Origin of the sequence: Viridibacillus arvi (assembly GCF_001274945.1) — a bacterium.
Classification (GTDB): domain Bacteria; phylum Bacillota; class Bacilli; order Bacillales_A; family Planococcaceae; genus Viridibacillus; species Viridibacillus arvi.
Genome location: NZ_LILB01000009.1, coordinates 103,656 through 123,797, shown reverse-complemented (window position 1 = coordinate 123,797; position 20,142 = coordinate 103,656). Strand labels below are relative to the sequence as shown.

The 20,142-nt window shown below is 35.1% G+C and carries 20 protein-coding genes; 2 read left to right on the top strand and 18 right to left on the bottom strand.

Features of this window, described 5'->3' with window-relative positions:
- Window positions 1-717 precede the first annotated feature (717 nt).
- The 6 genes from AMD00_RS21820 to AMD00_RS21795 all read right to left on the bottom strand — a co-directional run bounded on the left by AMD00_RS21820 (window position 718) and on the right by AMD00_RS21795 (window position 7,796).
- Window positions 718-1,431 (bottom strand): YebC/PmpR family DNA-binding transcriptional regulator, encoded by a 714-nt coding sequence (locus AMD00_RS21820; RefSeq protein WP_053419107.1) that lies wholly within the window; start codon window positions 1,429-1,431, stop codon window positions 718-720.
- Between the two features lie 197 nt (window positions 1,432-1,628).
- Window positions 1,629-2,483, bottom strand: a complete 855-nt coding sequence (ypfJ, locus tag AMD00_RS21815; RefSeq protein WP_053419106.1) for a KPN_02809 family neutral zinc metallopeptidase — start codon at window positions 2,481-2,483, stop codon at window positions 1,629-1,631.
- Between the two features lie 146 nt (window positions 2,484-2,629).
- On the bottom strand, window positions 2,630-5,767 hold the full coding sequence (locus AMD00_RS21810) for an MMPL family transporter (protein ID WP_053419105.1): 3,138 nt from the start codon (window positions 5,765-5,767) through the stop codon (window positions 2,630-2,632).
- 280 nt (window positions 5,768-6,047) lie between these two features.
- A complete protein-coding gene (gene lepB / locus AMD00_RS21805; protein WP_053419104.1) occupies window positions 6,048-6,584 on the bottom strand; it encodes a signal peptidase I in 537 nt (178 codons plus the stop codon).
- A 203-nt stretch (window positions 6,585-6,787) separates the two neighbouring features.
- Entirely contained in the window at window positions 6,788-7,069 is a 282-nt protein-coding gene (locus AMD00_RS21800; RefSeq protein WP_053419103.1) for a helix-turn-helix domain-containing protein, read from the bottom strand.
- 121 nt (window positions 7,070-7,190) lie between these two features.
- Window positions 7,191-7,796, bottom strand: coding sequence for a lysophospholipid acyltransferase family protein (locus AMD00_RS21795; protein ID WP_038186330.1), 606 nt, complete (start codon window positions 7,794-7,796; stop codon window positions 7,191-7,193).
- A gap of 283 nt (window positions 7,797-8,079) precedes the next feature.
- On the opposite strand from AMD00_RS21795, the gene AMD00_RS21790 reads away from it, so the two are divergent.
- Window positions 8,080-8,481 (top strand): NUDIX hydrolase, encoded by a 402-nt coding sequence (locus AMD00_RS21790; RefSeq protein ID WP_053419102.1) that lies wholly within the window; start codon window positions 8,080-8,082, stop codon window positions 8,479-8,481.
- 55 nt (window positions 8,482-8,536) lie between these two features.
- Here the strand turns inward: AMD00_RS21790 and AMD00_RS21785 are convergent, their stop codons facing one another.
- The 11 genes from AMD00_RS21785 to AMD00_RS21735 form a co-directional block, all read right to left on the bottom strand.
- Window positions 8,537-9,049: a DUF2179 domain-containing protein gene (locus AMD00_RS21785; RefSeq protein ID WP_038186334.1), complete on the bottom strand. Its 513-nt coding sequence runs from the start codon at window positions 9,047-9,049 to the stop codon at window positions 8,537-8,539.
- Window positions 9,050-9,181: 132 nt separating this feature from the next.
- Window positions 9,182-10,075 carry an NAD-dependent epimerase/dehydratase family protein gene (locus AMD00_RS21780; RefSeq protein WP_053419101.1) on the bottom strand — a complete coding sequence of 298 codons (894 nt, stop codon included), beginning with the start codon at window positions 10,073-10,075 and terminating at the stop codon, window positions 9,182-9,184.
- 113 nt (window positions 10,076-10,188) lie between these two features.
- Complete coding sequence (locus tag AMD00_RS21775) at window positions 10,189-11,211, bottom strand: DUF4097 family beta strand repeat-containing protein (RefSeq protein ID WP_053419100.1); 1,023 nt, start codon at window positions 11,209-11,211, stop codon at window positions 10,189-10,191.
- Window positions 11,208-11,528 (bottom strand): PadR family transcriptional regulator, encoded by a 321-nt coding sequence (locus AMD00_RS21770; RefSeq protein WP_053419099.1) that lies wholly within the window; start codon window positions 11,526-11,528, stop codon window positions 11,208-11,210. Before AMD00_RS21770 ends, AMD00_RS21775 begins: the two co-directional genes overlap by 4 nt.
- 185 nt (window positions 11,529-11,713) lie before the next feature.
- Window positions 11,714-12,844 (bottom strand): DUF2812 domain-containing protein, encoded by a 1,131-nt coding sequence (locus AMD00_RS21765; protein WP_053419098.1) that lies wholly within the window; start codon window positions 12,842-12,844, stop codon window positions 11,714-11,716.
- On the bottom strand, window positions 12,841-13,134 hold the full coding sequence (locus AMD00_RS21760; protein ID WP_053419229.1) for a PadR family transcriptional regulator: 294 nt from the start codon (window positions 13,132-13,134) through the stop codon (window positions 12,841-12,843). The genes AMD00_RS21765 and AMD00_RS21760 overlap by 4 nt, the downstream gene beginning before the upstream one ends.
- Window positions 13,135-13,295: 161 nt before the next feature.
- A complete protein-coding gene (locus AMD00_RS21755) occupies window positions 13,296-13,463 on the bottom strand; it encodes a hypothetical protein (protein WP_169786386.1) in 168 nt (55 codons plus the stop codon).
- Between the two features lie 186 nt (window positions 13,464-13,649).
- The gene (locus tag AMD00_RS21750; RefSeq protein WP_281173101.1) at window positions 13,650-14,621 is read right to left on the bottom strand and encodes a S66 family peptidase; all 972 of its coding nucleotides are present in this window, start codon (window positions 14,619-14,621) and stop codon (window positions 13,650-13,652) included.
- Between the two features lie 154 nt (window positions 14,622-14,775).
- On the bottom strand, window positions 14,776-15,465 hold the full coding sequence (locus AMD00_RS21745) for a glyoxalase/bleomycin resistance/dioxygenase family protein (protein ID WP_053419095.1): 690 nt from the start codon (window positions 15,463-15,465) through the stop codon (window positions 14,776-14,778).
- A gap of 314 nt (window positions 15,466-15,779) precedes the next feature.
- Window positions 15,780-16,784 (bottom strand): GTPase, encoded by a 1,005-nt coding sequence (locus AMD00_RS21740; protein WP_053419094.1) that lies wholly within the window; start codon window positions 16,782-16,784, stop codon window positions 15,780-15,782.
- A 352-nt stretch (window positions 16,785-17,136) separates the two neighbouring features.
- On the bottom strand, window positions 17,137-18,180 hold the full coding sequence (locus tag AMD00_RS21735; protein ID WP_245639580.1) for a YecA family protein: 1,044 nt from the start codon (window positions 18,178-18,180) through the stop codon (window positions 17,137-17,139).
- A gap of 81 nt (window positions 18,181-18,261) precedes the next feature.
- Between AMD00_RS21735 and AMD00_RS21730 the strand changes: the two genes are divergently transcribed.
- On the top strand, window positions 18,262-18,744 hold the full coding sequence (locus tag AMD00_RS21730) for a VanZ family protein (protein ID WP_053419092.1): 483 nt from the start codon (window positions 18,262-18,264) through the stop codon (window positions 18,742-18,744).
- A gap of 55 nt (window positions 18,745-18,799) precedes the next feature.
- On the opposite strand, the gene AMD00_RS21725 is transcribed toward AMD00_RS21730, so the two are convergent.
- Window positions 18,800-20,131, bottom strand: coding sequence for a CoA-disulfide reductase (locus AMD00_RS21725; RefSeq protein WP_053419091.1), 1,332 nt, complete (start codon window positions 20,129-20,131; stop codon window positions 18,800-18,802).
- Between the last annotated feature and the right edge of the window lie 11 nt (window positions 20,132-20,142).

Sequence of the window (20,142 nt, the reverse complement as noted above, 5' to 3'; positions counted from 1 at the left end):
AAAATTAGGAAATCAGATTTCCACGTTTATCAGCTACCCTTTTATGTCATTAGTAAACATCAGTTAAATTTCCACTCTTCGCATATATTGAAATAATATAATGGCATCTATTCTTAAGTACACTTCATGATTTAAATATTTTTCAATCTATATTACGGTTCGCTATTATATTGATTTATTAAAAATAATTTATCTTGATAAAGATATTAATACCTTACATTTTTTATATTCAGGAAAACATTTTTCCTATATCAATATATAAATACGGTATATCAAAACCCTTTTTAATCAATTATTTACTATTACTTTCTATTGTTTAATTCTATTTTACTTCTCTATAACTTATTTTAACAATTAAAAATTAAGGAATATATAACTAAATTATAGACATTTGGTTAAAATAATTATTGTTTTTTAATACAAAATAGTTGTACTCTTCTCTAATAACAAGTTTTGAATAACAGCAAAAAATATCTATAAACCTTCTATTCTTGTATATAAAAGAGGTATCCCCAAGCCAAAAAATCGACTTATGAGATACCTCTTAGTTTTATTTTTATTTATCACCGCTCTAATTATTGTTACCGATATATGGAATCAGTATTATTTACTGTCCACGCCCCAAAAGTTCATAAAAAAGCCAGTGGCGAAATTGCCACTGGCTTTAAATTGTTCAAGTCATAAATTGCATTTCTTGAACCAGAGAACCTTCAGCTATTAAAGTTCAACATTATGATAAACTTGTTGAACATCATCAAGTTCTTCTAGTGCATCAATTAGCTTTTCAAATTTTGCTAGATCTTCGCCTTCAAGTTGGATTTCAGTTTGTGGTAGCATTGTTAATTCTGCTACTGTGAATTCCGTAATACCTTGTGCTTTTAATGCTTCTTGTACTGCGTTGAACTGAGACGGTTCAGCATAAATAATTGTTGCTTCACCTTCATCAAATACGTCACGTACATCAACATCAGCTTCAATTAGCATTTCAAGTACTTCCTCAGCTTCTTTTCCTTCGATACCGAATACAGCTGTAGGATCGAACATATAGGCTACAGAACCGCTGACACCCATGTTCCCGTTGTTTTTACCGTATGTAGCACGTACATCTGCAGCAGTACGGTTTACGTTATTTGTTAAAGCATCAACGATGACCATTGAGCCATTCGGACCGAAACCTTCATAACGAAGTTCATCAAAGTTTTCGTCCCCGCCACCTTTAGCTTTATCAATTGCACGATCAATAATATGTTTTGGTACACTGTATGTCTTAGCACGTTCTAAAACAACTTTTAATGCACCGTTAGATTCTGGATTCGGTTCCCCTTGTTTAGCAGCTACATAAATTTCACGTCCAAATTTAGCGTTAATACGGCTTGTACTTTGGTCTTTAGCAGCTTTTTTCTCTTTGATATTGTTCCACTTACGTCCCATGTATTTTCACTCTCTTTCAAATAGTCTACATATAAATGACGCGCGGGCATTACTTTTGCCCACTTGAGGATAAGCCATTAATTTACTGTAGTATTATACACTATTTTCATAGCAATTAATATATTCGTCAAATGCGAAAAAGGTGCTAAACTAGCCTTCTTTCGTATTTTTCAATGTTTTATACCCTTTTCTAGTTCCTATAAGTCTTTGGCGTTGAAAGTGTCTCCACCTTCAATTGTCCCATTATCGAATCCTTTTTCAAACCATTTTACACGCTGTTTAGATGTACCGTGCGTAAAACTTTCTGGTACGACATAACCACGTGCTTCTTTTTGGAGTGTATCATCACCAATAGCATTCGCAGCAGTAAGTGCTTCTTCAATATCTCCTTCTTCTAAAAGGCCCTCTCCTTGTACATAATGACTCCATACACCTGCATAATAATCTGCTTGGAGTTCTAACATAACGGAATATTTATTGTATTCAGCTTGCGGTACCTTACCATTCATCGCGTGTACTTTTTCAGAAGTTCCTAACAATGTTTGTACATGGTGACCTACTTCATGAGCAACAACATAGGCCATGGCAAAATCACCTGGTGCTTTAAATTGGTTCTTTAATTCTTGATAAAAACTTAAATCAATATATAGCTTTTGATCAGCTGGACAATAGAATGGACCTACAGACGCACTAGCTGTTCCACATCCTGACTGTACGCTACCTGAAAATAACACGAGCGTAGGATTTTTATATGTCATGCCTTCTTTTTTAAAGATTTCCGTCCAGACATCCTCAGTATCTGCGAGGACAACTTTGACAAAACTCGCTAGTTCTTCTTCCTCAGCAGTTGGAATATAAGTAGAGCTTTGCTGCTCTGTAGGAATAGACTGTTCGGAACCATTCAAAATATCTTGTGGATTACCGCCAAGCAATGTATATAGGAGGACGATAATTATACCGATACCGCCTATGCCCCCTCCGATTACGGCAGGGCTCTTCATGCCTCTCCGATCCTCTACATTGGAGCTTTGCCTTCTACCTTTCCAATTCATCGTAATACATCTCCTTATTACTCTAACTTCATATATTTTTACCCATCTATATATGTACTTAGTCACGAATAGCCGGAAAAACCATTCAAGATAAAAATATAAGCTACTCTACACATTTCTTTCTAAATGGTAAAGTAGCCTACATTTTATTCTTTTAAAGAACTCTTTTTATGAGTGAATTTCTTTTTATCGCCAAAACGTATAAGTTTACTAGTTAGACCAAACATTGACGGAATGAAAATTGGCATCAATAGTAAACTCATTAATACAAGACCTACTATGACAACTAACGCTACTTGTATCAATGTCAAAATGCCTGAAGGAATCAATGCAGCAAATGTACCACCTAAAATAATCGCTGCTGATAATACAACCGCACCGATATTTTTTGCTGCTTCTATTATTGCTTCACTCGATTTCTGTTCAAGTTCATTTAAGCGCATCATCATGAAGATACTATAATCTACTCCTAATGAAATTAGCATAATGAAGCCAAAGAAAGGAACATTCCAGCTTAAGGCATCAATATCTAAAATGTATTTACTAATTAACTCGCTAATTCCAAGTGATGAGTAATAGGCAATAATTAATGAAGCAATAATGATTATTGGTCTCCAAAGTGAACGAGTAATAATAACTAGTACCACTCCAATACCGATAAGCATAATGATAATAGTCCTCGTAAAATCATTGCTCGAAACATCTTGTAAATCTAGATTTTGAGCAGACTTTCCACCTACTGCAATTTGTGTATTTTCCAACTCGCCAGTTTTTGAAATTGATTCAATACGTTTATTGATTTTCTCAACAATGTGCATTGCTTCTTTGGAATATGGATTAACATCAAGAACAACCATTAACCTGGTCATTTCCCGATTTTCAGACATGTACATATCCAAGCTTCTTTGGAAATCTTCACCCTCTAAAACATTCTTAGGAACAAAGAATTTCGCAGTTGATTTTGAGTTACTAACGTTTCCTAAATAATCTTGAGCATTCGCTAGACCTGCACTAACTTCATCTAAACCATCTGTACTATCAGCAAGACCTTTTTGCAAAGTTTTCATGTGTTGTTGTAAATCAGAAAGCCCTGACTTCAATTGCTCCTGACCATTATTAATTTGAGTTAGTCCCGTTTGTAAATAGGGTAGATTACTAGCAATTTGCTCAGATCCATTTTCTCCTTTATCTAATCCTGTTTTTAATTCTCGTGCTCCATCTTCAAGTTGCTTCACTCCCTGCTCAACATACGTTAAGCCATTATTAATTTTTGAGAATGAAATATTCGCTTTATTGAATGAATTCATCGCCTCATTATACTGTGGTTCAATTCTATTCATTTGGTTTTTTAATACCAAAAACTCTAGCTGGCCAGCTCGTGCTATACGTAGAGTAGTTTTTATATTTTCATCATTTTCTAATTCTGGATTTGTTTTAATCAGAGCCCTCATTGAAACTTCAATCTGTGTATATCCTTGTCTAGCGCCGATAATTGCATCACTCAATGATGAAAAATATTGTGAAAATGTATTAAGGCCTGTATATAAATCTGCATAACCATTCTGTAATTGTCTGGTACCATCGGATAATTCCGTAATATTGGTATTTAATTCATGTAAACCTGTTTGAATTTGACCTGCTCCTGTTACTCCATGTTGGAAGCCATTTGTAACTTTCTCCATAGCAGAGTTCAATGCTAAAATGCCTGATTTTACTTCTGTAGTACCGTCAATTAACTTTTGGACATTTTCAATCCCACTATCATCTGCTTTACTAAGTCCATCCCCAGCAGTCGATAAACCATTATGAATTGCACCAATGCCATCCTGTGCATTTCCTAAGCCACTATTAACTTGATAAGTTTGGCGGTTCAAATAAAGTTCCTTCACTCGATTCCCTTCAGGTCTAGTTGATGAATATACCTTTGAAACACCATTTATTTCTGCAATAGCTTGCGTTAATTCATCAAGTGCTTGAAGAGACTTTTGGTTATCTAAAGTCTTGCTTCCTTTAATAACAATATTTGTTGGGGATGAGAAACCTGGTGGGAAATGCTCTTCAATAACTTTAATCCCTTGCTTCGATTCATAGCTATCAGCAATCTCAAATAAATCATTGTAATTCAATTCACCAGAATTTTTCATTATAAACGGTGTACATATAATAGCTACTAAAAGCAGCGCTAAAACGGGTCTAAAATATGCATATTTCGCTAAAATTGACCATAATTTACTATCACCATGACCTTCGAAATTTCTAACTGGCCAAAACATCTTTTTACCTAGAAACACCATAAAGAATGGATTCAACGTGACAAGGACAAGTAATAAAACCCCCACACCTATTGCTACTAATGAACTTGCCTTATATAAAGGAAAGTCTGAAAGGCTCAATGCTATAAAACCTATAAACACTGCCACTCCACTATAAAGGACCGTTTTCCCAGCAGTTTTATAAGTTGCTTTTACAGCCACTACATAATCGCTAGTATTTCTAAGTTCTTTTTTAAAGCGGGTGTATAGTAAGATGTTGTAGTCTGTACCGATACCAAATAGCGCAACAACTAGGAACACTTGAGTAAAATTGGAGAATGGAAAATTCCACTTATCCACTAAATGTGCAATAGCTCCTAAAGAAACGATGTAAGCTATGCCAACTGTTACTAAAGAAATCAATGGAACTACCGGTGAACGAAAAACTAGAATTAATACAACTATAATAAACATAATGGCAATAACTTCTGTCTTCGCAACGCCATCTTGTGTAGACTTTGCAAAATCTCTAATCACCAAGTCATTTCCAGTTAAATATGTATCTATATTATTCAATTGAAAATATGTATTTAATTCTTTCTCAACATTTGAAATTTCACCTTGCTTTTTATCTATTGTAATTTGCGTCAAGATGGTCGTCCCATCTTCTGAAACAAGCTGCGATTTCACTTCCTTATTGTCTGTATGCGACATTATGGAAGTAATACCCAAATCATTTTGGTGATCTTTTAAACGAGTAATCACTGTACGAATTTCTTCTAATTGCTCACCAGATAATTTTTTATCCGTATCACTATGGAAGACTGCCGTGAAGGAATAGTGTTCACCACTTTTATCATTCATTTCTTTCATCATCTCAGCTGCAATTCCACTTTGCACTGCATTACTTATATTCAGTTGCCCTTTTTCCTTAACAAGCCGATCCATATTAGGCATTGTCAAAATCATAACTATTGTTATGATTAGCCATGCTAATAATGCTACTGACCTAACATTTATGAACTTCTTCAACTCTTTACACCTCTTATTCTATAAAACTGCATATTATTAAACACTCTCTCATTCAATTTCACTATCTCTTTACTATTTTTAATGCATACCCTATATCTATTATAATTATTTGATGAATACAAATATATATAAACAATTTTTTATCACTTTACACAAAATAATACAAAAACAAAAAGACCTCCCTTAATAGGAAGACCTTTTATATTCATACTATGAGTCTCGTTTTTACAATTTAATTGAATATACCTTTTTACATCACAAAATATCAATTAAGGTTCTGTTATTTAACTATTGATATAGGGAAAAACTTAAGCTTCACTTCGCCCTTCACTGCGTTTTTTGAAATAAAGCCATATTCTCTACTATCTGAGCTTTCCAAACGATTATCCCCAAGCACAAAATAGCTATTAGAAGGCACTACTTTTTCATCTGTTATATCTTCTAACGTAAAATCATATGTAAAATGGCCTTCCAATAAATTTTCTTTCTTAATATTTAAGTAAGGCTCATCGTATACCTTCCCATTTATGTAAAGAGTGTCATCCTTCATTGCTACATGGTCACCAGGTAAGCCAATTACCCTTTTAATATATTTCTCGTCTGAGTCAGGCGCATCAAATACAATGATATCGAATCTTTCAATATGACTTAATTTACTTATCAACACTTTATTGTCATCAAAATATGTTGGCTCCATTGACTCTCCCCGAACTGTTATAGGTGCAATCAAAAACTGGCGACAAATAACAGCGATAATGATAGCGATGAGAATGGGACGTAACCATGAAAGTATTTCTTTTTTTTGACTTTTTTCCACTCAAACTCTCCTCCTACTAAAGGTATTCCTTATATCTCATTATAACTTAACTTTAGTTATATTATCCCATCTATTAGCTCATTAACGCAATTTTTCACTACAACTATTTATGCATATCAACCAATTAATCCTTTTTCTATGTAATTGAACTTAAAAAAAAGCACCATATCATATCAGATATGGCACTTAAAAGTAGTATTTCTTTATGTATTTGGATGGCCCTTTAATACAATAAGATGTTCTTCAGTTATCCCCAAAACATCATAAACCTTTTGTAAAGTTGTTTCACGAACCTTTGTGTCTCCACGTTCAATTCGACTTACCGTTTTCTGCGTTACATTTGCCTGTACCGCTAATTCAGACTGCGTAAGCCCCACTGACATTCTTTGTTTGAAAATCAGTTGACTACGCTTTTCTGCCATTACTTCTAACGGAGACTTACCTCCAACTTTCTCGTCTTTTTCATAAAAATCAACAGTAACCATACGCTCCACCCCTAAAAGAAATTGTGTATTAACGATTCTTTTTCAGCTACTTTAAAGTTGATTTGCCCCCGCAGTAAGTAGATATACTCTATGTTGTTTTATAGTCACTAACTGATAAAAATCAGCTAGCGTCATGAGCAATTTTCTCTTCTAGCTTCTTCTGTAACGTAGCTAATTGTTCTTCAAGAAGATGCGTAAATTCTTCTCTTCCAGCTTTACCTTTAGCCGTAATATAAATGGGTTCACCATAGATAAGGTAGCCCTTTTCACGAGCAAACACTTCACGCGGTGTATTCGGCCCAATATATGCAGCTGGTACAATAGGTGCTTTGGATAATTGAGCAATTGTAATCGCACCTTGCTTTAAAGAGTTTCCTTCCGCATTTCGTGTTCCGCTTGGGAAAATACCTACTACTTCACCTTCTTTTAACAACTTCATTGGTATTTTAATTGCACTTGGACCTGGGTTATCACGATCTACAGGAAAAGCATTCATCTTCGTAATAAACCAACCTAGTAGCTTATGATCAAAAAGTTGCTTCTTAGCCATGAAATGAATAGGTTTCGGGTATATAGAAACACCAAGATTCAAAATATCAATCCAACCTGTGTGAGTACAAGCTACAACATAACCACCCTCTGTTGGCACATTATGCTTGTCAAAAACTCTCACCTTATTAAATAAACCTAAAAACTTTACTACAAAAAGACCTACAAATCTATACACTTTTCTACTCCTTACTTGCACTATAAATATCTATCTTCAGCGATATTCATTTACTGCGATTGTTACTATTTTGAAGAGCTCTAATACTATACTAGAGATAGTATCTACAAAAGAAATTATATTCAACGATAGCAACGAATAGGTGGTTCATACATTGAATCCATAATTCTACATTCCCCTACCTATTATTGTAATCGATATTTATAAAATTTGTACCAAATGTACAAAAAAAGGTTATAATTAATTGTTTTTTCAAACATTTTAAGTTAAATGAGGTATTTTTATGCGAAATCGAGCAGCTACAGTCATTATCCGAGAAGATAAAGTAGCTTTATTGAAAAGAAATAAAGGTCATGGTAACTATTATGTTTTCGCTGGGGGTGGAATTGAGTATGGCGAAACAGCTGAACAGGCAGCGATTAGGGAAACCTTAGAAGAATTAGGTGTTCATGTAGAGCTCAAAAAGTTACTCACAACCGTTCCATTCAATGGTACACAATATTATTTCACAGCTCAAATAATATCAGGCGAATTTGGCACAGGAAATGGTGAAGAATTCACAAAATCTTCAATTGAAGATGGTACATATGAAGCTGTCTGGATACCCCTCACAAAAATAAGCGAATTAGATGTACGCCCATTAGAAGTAGTGAAGATTCTTATGGATAATGATTCTACTGACTAAAAAAGCATCATACTGTCTAGAAAACTAGACAATATGATGCTTCCTCTTTTTTTATTTATCGCATTTGCTTTACTAAAAACCCTCCATTGAGTTTACTTGGTTCATATGAGATAACAAATGCCTTTGGCGATATACCTATTATTGTTGCCCGTAATTTCGCTTCATTTTTGCGCTTAGCTATTACTGTCATGCTTATTTTCTTGCCATCCTTACCATCTGCAAACCATGAAGTGACGCCATAACCTTTAGCACGTAACTCTCCAACTAGTGCCGCTTCACTTGCATCAACTATTACTTCAAATAGTACATAACCTAATGCCAGGCGCTGTTCAATTAAACTTCCCGAATAAACACCTAATCCCCAACCTAGGCAGTACGCAGCAATATTCCACGGATTATCCAAATTGTCTAATACAATAGTTAACCCCATCAAATAGATAAATACTTCTACCATCGAGAGCAGGGACGCAACTTTCGGATAGCCTTTAATGACCAAAATCAACCGTAGAGTTGTTAAAGTCATATAAGAAATGTTAATCACAATGATTAGTAAAATCATTTCTATCATAGTTATCAACTCCTAGTCGCATTCAAAATAAATTCTCTACATATTTTTATAGTTCCCGAAAAATAGATTTATACACTTAAAACTGAAAGAAGCCACTAAAAAATAGTAGCTCCCCTAATATCCATGATTTATTTATCTAGTTTCGTGATGTATTCCTTGTACAAGCTTGTGGACAAGTTGTGGAAAACTACTATCCAATGTTGCAAATGTATAACCTGCAGACTCTGCTTTTGACGTTTCCATATACCAAGAATCCGGAATATTATAAGGTGAAATATTTTCTTGTTCCACTACAGCTGAAACAATTGCCTTTTTACCGACTTGTTCTTCAATAATTTCTAGCATTTCTGCTAATGAATATGTGCCTTTTAATGTCGCATTTATAGGCCCAGTAACCTGCTCTTGTCCAACCCATTTTAAGAAAGAGCCTGCTTCATCCGATGAGATAAAGGACATACGCGCTTCTGTATTAACCATTCCTATTTCTTCTTCATTCTTCACATGTTCAACATGGAAAAGTAGTCTTTCTGTATAATCCTCTTCACCAATTACTATTGGGAATCGGACTGCTGTCACTGGAAACGTTGCTTTTTGAAAAAATACAGCTTCTGATAAACGTTTCCCTTCACTATATGAAAATGCATGTTGATCTCCCATTTGAATTGGATACGTATAAGGATCAAAATCCGCTTCTATCTTAGCAACCCCATCTGCTGAATACACTGATAATGTCGAAGTGAAAATATAATGGCCTACATTTTTATCAAAGATAGCACAAGCCACTGCTGCATCATCTGGTGAATAACAAATATTATCGTATACGATATCCCATTGTTCATTTCCAACAACTGATTTTAGCGCTTTCGCATTTAGTCTATCTACTGTGACTTGTTGTACCTTATCACCGAAAGGATTGGCTAAATTTCCACGTGTAGCAATTGTTACATCATGACCATCCTCTACTAATAATTCAACTAATCTTTTGCCAAAAAAACGCGTGCCGCCTAATACTAAAATTTTCTTCATAATCTCTCCCCCTTATGAAATTTCTACCATTCTTATTTTAGCAAATATTTTGTCATTTATATATTTTTAACTACTATAAAACCCCCTGTACAATATGTACAAGGGGCTAGAAATTATCTTAGCGCAACGGTAATGCTACCATTATCTGTTTTTAATGAAATCGGTAATAAACCATTACCCAAGATTACTTTTTTCGTTTTTTCACCGAAGATTATACTTTTACCCATGTCTTTTTTAGTCTGAATCGTAGCATTATCTGGCTTTTCTTTTACGTATAATTGAATGCTGCCATTGTCCGTTTCTAATGAGATTGGTTTAGTGATAATAGGAATAAAAGCTTCAATACGGCCATTATCTGTTTCTGCTTCAATGGCACCTATTACTTCTTGAATATCAATTCGACCATTATCTGTTTTAACCTTAACTGACTCTGTTTGTACATGATGTAACTCTATACGGCCATTATCCGTCTCACCCGTTAATGTTTTACATTGAACATCTTTTAATGTAATTCGGCCATTGTCAGTTTCTACATGTAAGTTTGTAGAGGCACTATCTGTTAATATAATTCGACCATTATCTGATTCAATATGCATTAAAATAGCATGTAATTGTTCCGCTCTCGTTACACCATTATCGTTATCAATTCGAATCATATCATACATACGTTTAGGTAATTTAATCGTCACTTTAGGCGCGTTACCAAATGTTAAAATAATGCCAAATGCAAACCATTTTTTCTTCTCTTTAATAACGATTTTAAGTGTATCTCCGACAATATCCATTGTAATCAACTTATTGCTCAGTTGATCTTTCATATCAACATATGCACGATCATCAGGTGATGGAATAATATCTAAGTCTGCAAAATCAGCCTCTATACTTACTTTCGTAAAGTATTCCCCTTTAGGCTGTTCCTCCGTTACCTTCATATCCTCTTCACCATAAGCCTTTAATAATTCCTCAGCAATATGTGCTGGAGTCCCAAGGGCATCAATAATAGCAGTATCCTTTTTCCCTTCACTACGTCCATTTGAAAAATACTCGCGAAAATCGCGAATGATATCCTGTCTTTCCTCTTGTTTTAAACAATCCAACTCTTTTTCTAGTGCTTGCAAATACCGTTCTTCATTCATTTTACATCCCCCTCATGGATTAAATGATTTACTCCAGCAATAAATGAATCCCATTCTTGACGTAATTCTTCTAGATAAATTAGACCCTGCTTTGTAATTTGGTAATACTTACGCGGCGGCCCTTCCGTTGATTCCTTTAAATAAGTGGTAAAATATCCTTCTTTCGTGAGACGGCGAAGCAATGGATAAACAGAGCCCTCTGAAATTTCAATTTGATGTGAAATAGCTTGCACTAGCTCATATCCATAACGATCCTGATTTTCAAGTAAAGCTAACACACATAAATTCAAGACACCCTTTTTAAATTGCACGTTCATACAGCTTCCTCCTTTCACTATTGTTTATTAAACAGTACTATAACATATGTCTATTGTTCAATGCAAGGTACTGAATTTAATAAAAAAGCTATCCTATTTTTGAAGAATAGCTCGTAACTAGGCTATTGTATAAAAAACAACAAACAATATAACTGCCGAAACACAATAAAGCACCATGCCATATGTTAATGAAGCTTCCGTTCTTTAAAGAAATACGTATAGGAAATATTTATTAATATACTTATGCTTATGCTTAGCAGTACAACTATTGCTACTATTGCTAGTATTCCTAAAACAGTTTTGTCACCAATGTCGCCACCAAATTTATAATCTTTAATACGAAGTAATAAATGTATTAAATTTAATACTGTCAAAAAAATCAATGATGCACTTCGCTTTAAGTATGTTCGAAAAGTTTGCTTTCGCTCTTCAGTAATATCCTGCCCTAGGGTTGGTATTGTTTCCCCCTCTTTATATTGCTTTGCCCAAATGACGAAGGAGCCGAAATGTTGTGTTGTTTTATGTTTTAGTTTCCAACCCGCTTCTTTATGCATATCGAAATAAGAAGGCTCTACACGTTTTCTCATTTCGCAAACATAAGAGACTTTTTCATTTTGGCCTTCTTCAAATATAAAGAAATTCCCATCTACTTTTACCAGTCTATTGCCTTGTGCCGCCATTTTCATTAACCATCGTTCTATTATTTTAGGAAAGTACGCCCAAGTATTCTTCCATTTTCTAAATGTCTTTCCTGTTGCCTGTACTTGATCGATCGTTGTATTAAAATATGTCTTTTCTAAAGCCTGTAATTGCCTTTTTAAAAAGGTACTTAACCTAATATTACTAACTGCTAAAATAACAATTGAAATAGGAATCATCCACCAAATAGGTGCCAAATCTTCAAAGTCCAACATAAACAACATGAAACAAAATGGTATAAAAATGATCAATAGTATCAATGCGCTAATAATTGCAAAACCGCTCCATTTATCCTGATGAGAACTAATACGTCTCAAAACACCATCTCTTGAAGGAAAAAGAGAAACAGTTGGATGATCATTCTTCACTATTTGCCAATGCTTTACTTTCACAACTTCCTGCCACCCATTATTTTGTAGCGTTTTTGCTAATTGAGCTGACTTGCCATATTGGATTTGATAAGTTGTTTCAATTGATGCCACTTTTTCAAATTGAAAAAAGCGACTAAATCGTTGTATATTCGATAGCTGCAAACCGTCACTCGCCATTTCAGCTAACCATTGCTCCGTCTCTTCAACACGATAACTCCAAAGTGGTCTCCACCTTTTTATGGTCACTCAAAAGCCCCCTTGTATTTTGCGACATTCACATACAATTCATTTAAACGCTTCATTTCATGTCTCATCAACGTTTTTCCATCATCTGTTATTTCATAAATTTTCTTACGTTTTTCATCTGCATACATAGTAATTATACCGTCACGTTCCATCTTAGTTAACGTTCCATAAATCGTTCCCGAACCAAGTTTTAAGCGATTATTTGTGACTTCTTCTACATGCTTAATGATGCCATAACCATGTCTCGGTTTTGATAATGACAATAATATATAAAAAGCAGTTTCAGTCATGGGGCTATAATTTTTAATGATTTGCTCTATAATCACGCGACACCTCTTTTTACTGCAACTATGTCACACTTCGACTATATCACGCTGCGATATACAGAATCAACATTATTTCCCAAAAATAAAAAGCTATCCCATTTTTAGCGAGATAGCTTTCTTAGTAGTTATGCTTTTTTATTTGAGTCTTGCTTTGCCAAAAATATAAAAAGTCCGATCAAGCTAATGATGTTTAAAATCGTGCCGCTAATAAGTAATATCCATTGCATCGTCAAAGGTAAATTACGCGTCATACCAAATGTGATACTAAGGGAGCCGACAGCGATTAGCACCATGTATAATGGTAAACCTTTTAACAAATTACTTCGCCTCTTTATTTGAAAATTTCGGTTTTATTTAATTCGATAGTACCATGATAGATATGAATCTGCTAGTGAAAGAATGTTATTATTTCACTATTAAATGCTCTGTTTATAAAGCCGCTCTTATAAGTCAACTGATTGACCCTTATTTCTAATCATTTATTGTACAGCTGTTTCTAAAAAGCGAAATTCAATTCCGTCTTTATTTGCTTGAATTGAAGCTTGAATACCATTTGGTAAAATGAACATTGGATCTGTGTGACCAAAGTCAGCATTGTAAACAATTGGGAAATCATAACCCTCTGTAGCTCTTTGTAAAATGGAGTATAATAACCCATTATCGTGATTATCTCCAAAACCTACAGATGGATGGAACCGACCAATGACTAATGCAGAAATTTTATCAAATACCCGCATATGTCGGAGTTGAGTAAAATAACGATCTATTGATTCTGGGCATTCTCCTTCATCATCTTCTAAACAAAGAATTGCTCCATCCACATTTGGAAAGTATTCTGTTCCTGCTAGAAGCAACATAACCCCAACATTACCTGCAATAATCTTGCCCTTCGCTTTTCCTTGCTTGAAAATTTGCATACCAGTGTTAAATTCTTTAACACGCTCCCTAGTATCTTTTTTGTCCCAAGATAATGATTCCAATACACGATATGATGAACTGTTAATTTCAACAGTATTTACCTCAACCAAAGTATTTTGAAAATATTTATATGTATAGTCCATCAACCCATTGAATTCACCAAACTGAGGTAAAACCGCTGGCCCTAAAAATGTAACAAGTCCTGTTTTTTCATAAATAGCGCTATTCAAAGCTGTAATATCACTATAGCCCATAAATATTTTTGGATTATTTTTAATTAGTTCATAATCGATTTTATCTAGTAATTGATGTGAACAAGTTCCACCAATTGTCGTAATAATCGCGTCAATTTTTGGATTACTAAACATCGCATGTAAATCAATCAATCTTTCATCTACTGTGCCAGCCATATAGTCGTCGCTTTTCCTCGCATACTCACCAACAACTACTTTATAGCCTAGTTTCTCAATCTCTTCAATTCCTCTTTGCAAACGACCGGGACAATCAGCTGCTATGCCTGATGATGGCGCAATAATTCCGATTGTACTACCAACCTTTAATCTTTTTGGCTTAATAATAGCTATGACAATAACCCCCTACGAGAACACTTTTACATATTCTAACACTAAACACAGAATAATCTACTTTAAAATAAAAAAGCCGCTAAAGCAGCCTTTTTTAAAAGTACTATTTTGTCCCAATAGAAACATTTCCATCTTCATTTACCTCAACAAATCGGCCATCTTTCAACTGGATCATTAATGGATAACTAACTGCCTCTTTCGTCGAAAAATACCATATTCTCTTAGTAGGTGCTAATAAAAAAAAGGCACCATCTTCCCTTTCACCTAAAAAATTTAGAGCATTAGGTTCTAAAGGGTCCTCATCTGTTAGGACAATACCATATTGTTGTAGTTCACTACCAACATTCAAAACATCATCTGTTGTAACATTTATTTCACTAATATTTAATAGATTCTTTGCTGAAAAAGGTTCAGTTAGATTAGTTTGTGGAGATGAGCCATAACGTGAAATAAGCTCTACAATATTGCCTGAAGGATCTTCGAAATAGCATGAGAATGCTTTAGCTGATTCAAAATGCACCTCATCATTCCCTTCTTCATCATTATTTAAGGATACTAATTGCATAATCCATTTTTTAGCTTCTCGAAATAAATTACCAGGTACATTGAGTGCAAAATGATAGAATGGCATACCTTTCCCAACATATTCTTTAAATTCTAAAATACTTGTACCAACAGCTATTTCAAAACTATTAATACTTTCATTTAAAAGCCCAAAGCCTAATTTACCCACATAAAAATTCTTCGTTTCTTCTAAATTCGAGCTATACAAGCTCACTTTTTGGATAATCATCACATTCCCTCCAATCGATACTTCCATCATATGTTAATAATATTAGTGTTTTATACCACCAATTGGATGAAATCCCTTTCATACTATTGTATGAGAAAGCGACTACTAGAATGCCATACTATTAATCTAGTAGTCGATTTAGATAAACATTTTTCAAAGCTACTCTACCCACTTTTTATCATCCAACGCTTGTGGCAATAGGATGAGCGAAATACTCGATAATTGTTGATCGTGTTCTTTCTATATTATTTCCCACACAAAACAAAAAACTGTGCTATAAATCCTTCGTAAGATTTATGGCACAGAATATAATATTACTTTTTCTTTTGGTCTTTTAAAAACGTTTCATATAAAGGTTTAAGTGTTTTGGAATTGACGTCGATGTCATTTTCGTACGCATATTTCACCGCATAACCGAGTGCTATTGTCATTCCACCTGCCACACTTGCACCAGCCACAGTGCCTGCTCCAGGTACGAATTTTACTATTTGGCGGAATATTGTTTTCCCAACATTACCAACTATCGTTGCGATAATCATTTCCTTAGCTTTATCTTTAGAGATAGGCTTTCCATAAAGGGTAGATAACTTCAGCATCATACCTACTTGTAAAGTTGTTAAAGGTACGAAATCAGCACCTGGAATTGGCACTGCTCCAATCGCAGCTGCTGATGCACCTGCTCCTAAAATCCACTTTTTAGCAGTTGCCGACTTATCAGCCATATGAGCTGCCATTAAAATGTCTTTTTTTTTGACCTCTAAAAGCTCTAACACCTTTTCTTGTAACATGGACATATTTTCACCTGTGCGAGAAGAAATCGGTGTCACCGGATACTGATAATTTGTATGGTCTTGTACATATTTCACAAGGCTTGGTATATCGTCAGCTGCATCAATTTTGTTAAGTACGAGAATAATGTCTTTATTGACCGCACTTATTTTCTTTAGTGAAGCTAGCTCCGTTTCTGAAAGAACAGTACCCGCGGCATTAAGGAAAAATAGCACGACATCTGCCTCATGGAAAAAATTCATCGTTAAATCCGAGTTCTCACTTTTAATATCATCAAGCCCTGGAGTATCGACGAAAACAATTTTATCTTTGTATATATACTTTTTGATATGCTGAGTTTCACCAGGATTTGCGCCCACTGGTGCCACATCGTCACCCATTAATTTATTTACTGTTGAGGATTTCCCAGCGTTTACATCACCAATCATGGCTATCAAAATTTCACGATCCAGCTGGGCATTAATTTCTTCTGACTTTTCTTCAAAAATACGATCAAATTCTGCATCTGTAAAAGGTTGATTTGTGTTCATCTGTTAAAACCTCCTGAAGGTTGGACAATACTTCTCATATTTTAAAGCTATAACAGACCTCTTAAGAATGCAAACTTTTTACTTTTTTTGCACTTTTAGAAATCCGCCTTTATCTACAAAACGAATGAGTATATAGAAAGTTAGAAGGTAGTTTGTATTGGTTTGGAGAAGCGTCCGCTCGACTCCTGCGGGAGAAGCGAGACAGTCGAGACCCTACAGGAGCGCAGCGAGCGGTAAACTTCGAATCAACCGATCTATCCTGTATAAAAATAAAAAGACTGTAGATAAATCCAAATTTCTTCGGAGTTGTCTACAGTCTAGAGCTGCTTCATTAATTGAAGTAGCTTTTTTGTTAGTTATTTTTTTCAGTATAATAAGTCGTTAGCTCATTATAATATTTGTTTAATGAAGATGGAGAAACCTCAAAGTTTTCAGCGATTTCTTTCACTGTCATTCCAAGTGGTTCAAATAATTTTTGTTCTTCACCAAAACGAATAGCACCTGCCGCAATTGCAACAGCCTTACGTGCTTTCGGTTGGCGTTCTACAACATAATCCTCTACAATTTCAAGAACTGGTCTTGGGTCTTGTCCTTTGCCTTCTAAAAACTCTAGCACACGTAAAAATACATCCGCTTCAAAATCCGTAAACTCTCCGCCTTCAAAGCCAGCTTCACCTAGCTCTTTCCAGAAGCTCAAGCTATTTTCTTTCCAATAAGCTTCTTCATCTAAAACCGATTGTGCTTTAAAAGTATCCGCCAATTTTTCGAATACAGCTTGATGATCTTTCGGGAAGAAAATCATACTAGATACCGCTAAATAATGTGATTCTTTATTTGAGCCGTCTGGTAAGATAAAGCAAAATACATGTACGCCTACAGGAACAGGTTTGTCACTTTCACGACGCAAATGTACTACATCATCTGTTAAAATATTACGCACTTCCATATAATTCTCTTCAATCGATGTTACTTCAGCAACCATCATTGTTGGATGCCCCCAAGTGTTTAATACAGTTAAAGTCGATGGGCGTACTATTTCTTTTTTCACTTTTTGCAAATATCCTTGCCAAATATCCGTTCTATCATGGAAGAAATATGCATCTAATGCAATGGCTTCAATCATATCTTCTAATAAATATTTGCCGACTGCATTATGCCATTTCTTCGCTACTTCAGCAAACTCAGGAATGTCGCTACGTAACGGATACTTATCATAAAATGTTTGCAATACTCTTTCTAATTCTTCTGCGTATACGGTTTCTACTGTGACTGCTTCTTTCTTCTCACAGCATTTTTTGTATTTCTTACCACTACCACATGGACACGGTTCATTACGTCCGGGCATTCTAACACGTCCTTTATCATTTAAGTGCTTTTTTAGCATAACATCTTTCATAAGATTACAAAAGGTTACAGTATAATTAGCATTTTCATTACACCGACTGAAAATCCTGTCGATTTATGGTATGGTTCTTATATGAAAAAATTAATAAAATTAATTCCATTACTCATATTACTGTTAGTCATTTTCATCTCATCTAGTCAGAGCTATGAGCAGCAAACTATCGTACCAACATTACGTGAGTGGTTTCCAAATGAACCATTAAGACCTCTATTATCCCTATTAGAAATTCCCTATTGGGGAATAATTGTATCAGTAGACGAGCGCGGTTATTATTACTTTTTAGAATTCTTAATCCGAAAAGCTGCGCATTTTGGCATGTTCGGATTGATAGCGATAACAATATTTATTGCTTTACCTAAACATAAATTCCGCCTATTCACCGCAGCCCTTCTGACATTTTCATTAGCGGCACTTGATGAACTTCATCAATATTTTACAACCGGTCGAACAGCTACTTTTCAAGATGTAATGTTAGATACAGCAGGTGCTGTCACATTTCTCATCCTTTTAAAATTCATACTAGTATTAACACGAAGAAAATCCGTAGAAGCTTAATGCCTCTACGGATTTTCACTTTATATAGAAGTTGGAATAAAACCAACTGTTTATCTCATGACTTTCTTTTTGCTATCTGTTGAATCGGATCCCAAACTCCGTTAAAAGGTGGTGCATAAGCAAGATCCAAATCCAATAAATCATTCAGCGTCATCTCGTGATAAAGAGCTGTAGCAAAAACATCAATACGTTTATCTACACCGTTTCCACCGATAATCTGTGCTCCAAACAATTTCTGCGTCTTTTTTTCATAGATAAGCTTCAATTGCATTTCCTGGTTTCCAGGGTAGTAACCAGCAATATCTTTCGCTTTTTGCTTATGCACTTCGTAGTCGAATCCCAGCTCATCTGCCTCTTTTTCAGATAATCCTGTTCGACCTAGAGTTAAATGAAAGAATTTCACAACAGAGGTTCCTACGATGCCCTTGAACGTATTTGCACCACCGGCCATATTCATACCTGCAATACGCCCTTGCTTATTCGCTGTAGTGCCAAGTGGGATATAATCATCCTTCTGCTTAATACGATGAAAATGACTAGCACAATCGCCAGCGGCATAAACATTTTCAAGACTTGTCTCCATATATGGATTTACCAGAATCGCGCCCTTTGGCGTCATGTGCATACCGGTTCCATCAAGAAAGTTTGTATTAGGTTTTACACCAATTGCTGCTAGTACAAAATCAGTCTCATACTCCCCCTTATCCGTCACAACTGTTTGCACATGATCTTTTCCCTTAAAGCCTTTCACTTCTTCATTGAAAATTAATTCAATACCATTTTGTCTTGCCTCTTCATGAATGAGCTCTGCCATATCTTCATCGAATATATCCGCTAACTGGTTACCCAGTTGAATAATGCGTACCTTCTTGCCAAGTTCTGCTATACTTTCAGCCATTTCTAAGCCTATGTAGCCTCCTCCAATGATGGTTACCTGTTTAACAGAATCATTTAAATCATTTAAAATAGCTTTTGTATCAGGTATAGTTTTTAACGTATGAATCCCAGCTAAGTCAGAACCCTCAAAGTTAGGGAAGATAGGGTTAGCTCCAGTAGCAATAAGTAAACGGTCATATGAAATATGAAAACTTTCATCCGTCTCAAGCACAATACCAGATACTGTTTTCGCCTCTGAATCGATGTTTGTCACATTATGTCCTGTTTTGGCATCGATACCATATTTCTTTCGAAAAGTATCTACACTACGTGCAATCACATTATCTGTTGATGGGATTCGTCCAGCAATAACATATGGTAAACCACATTGTCCATAAGAGTAAATATGCCCCTTATCCAATGTTGTTACTTCCGCTTGTTTATCCCGACGTACAATTTCCATCGCTGCGCTCATACCTGCAGCATCCCCGCCAATAATTACATATTTCATAATCATTCACC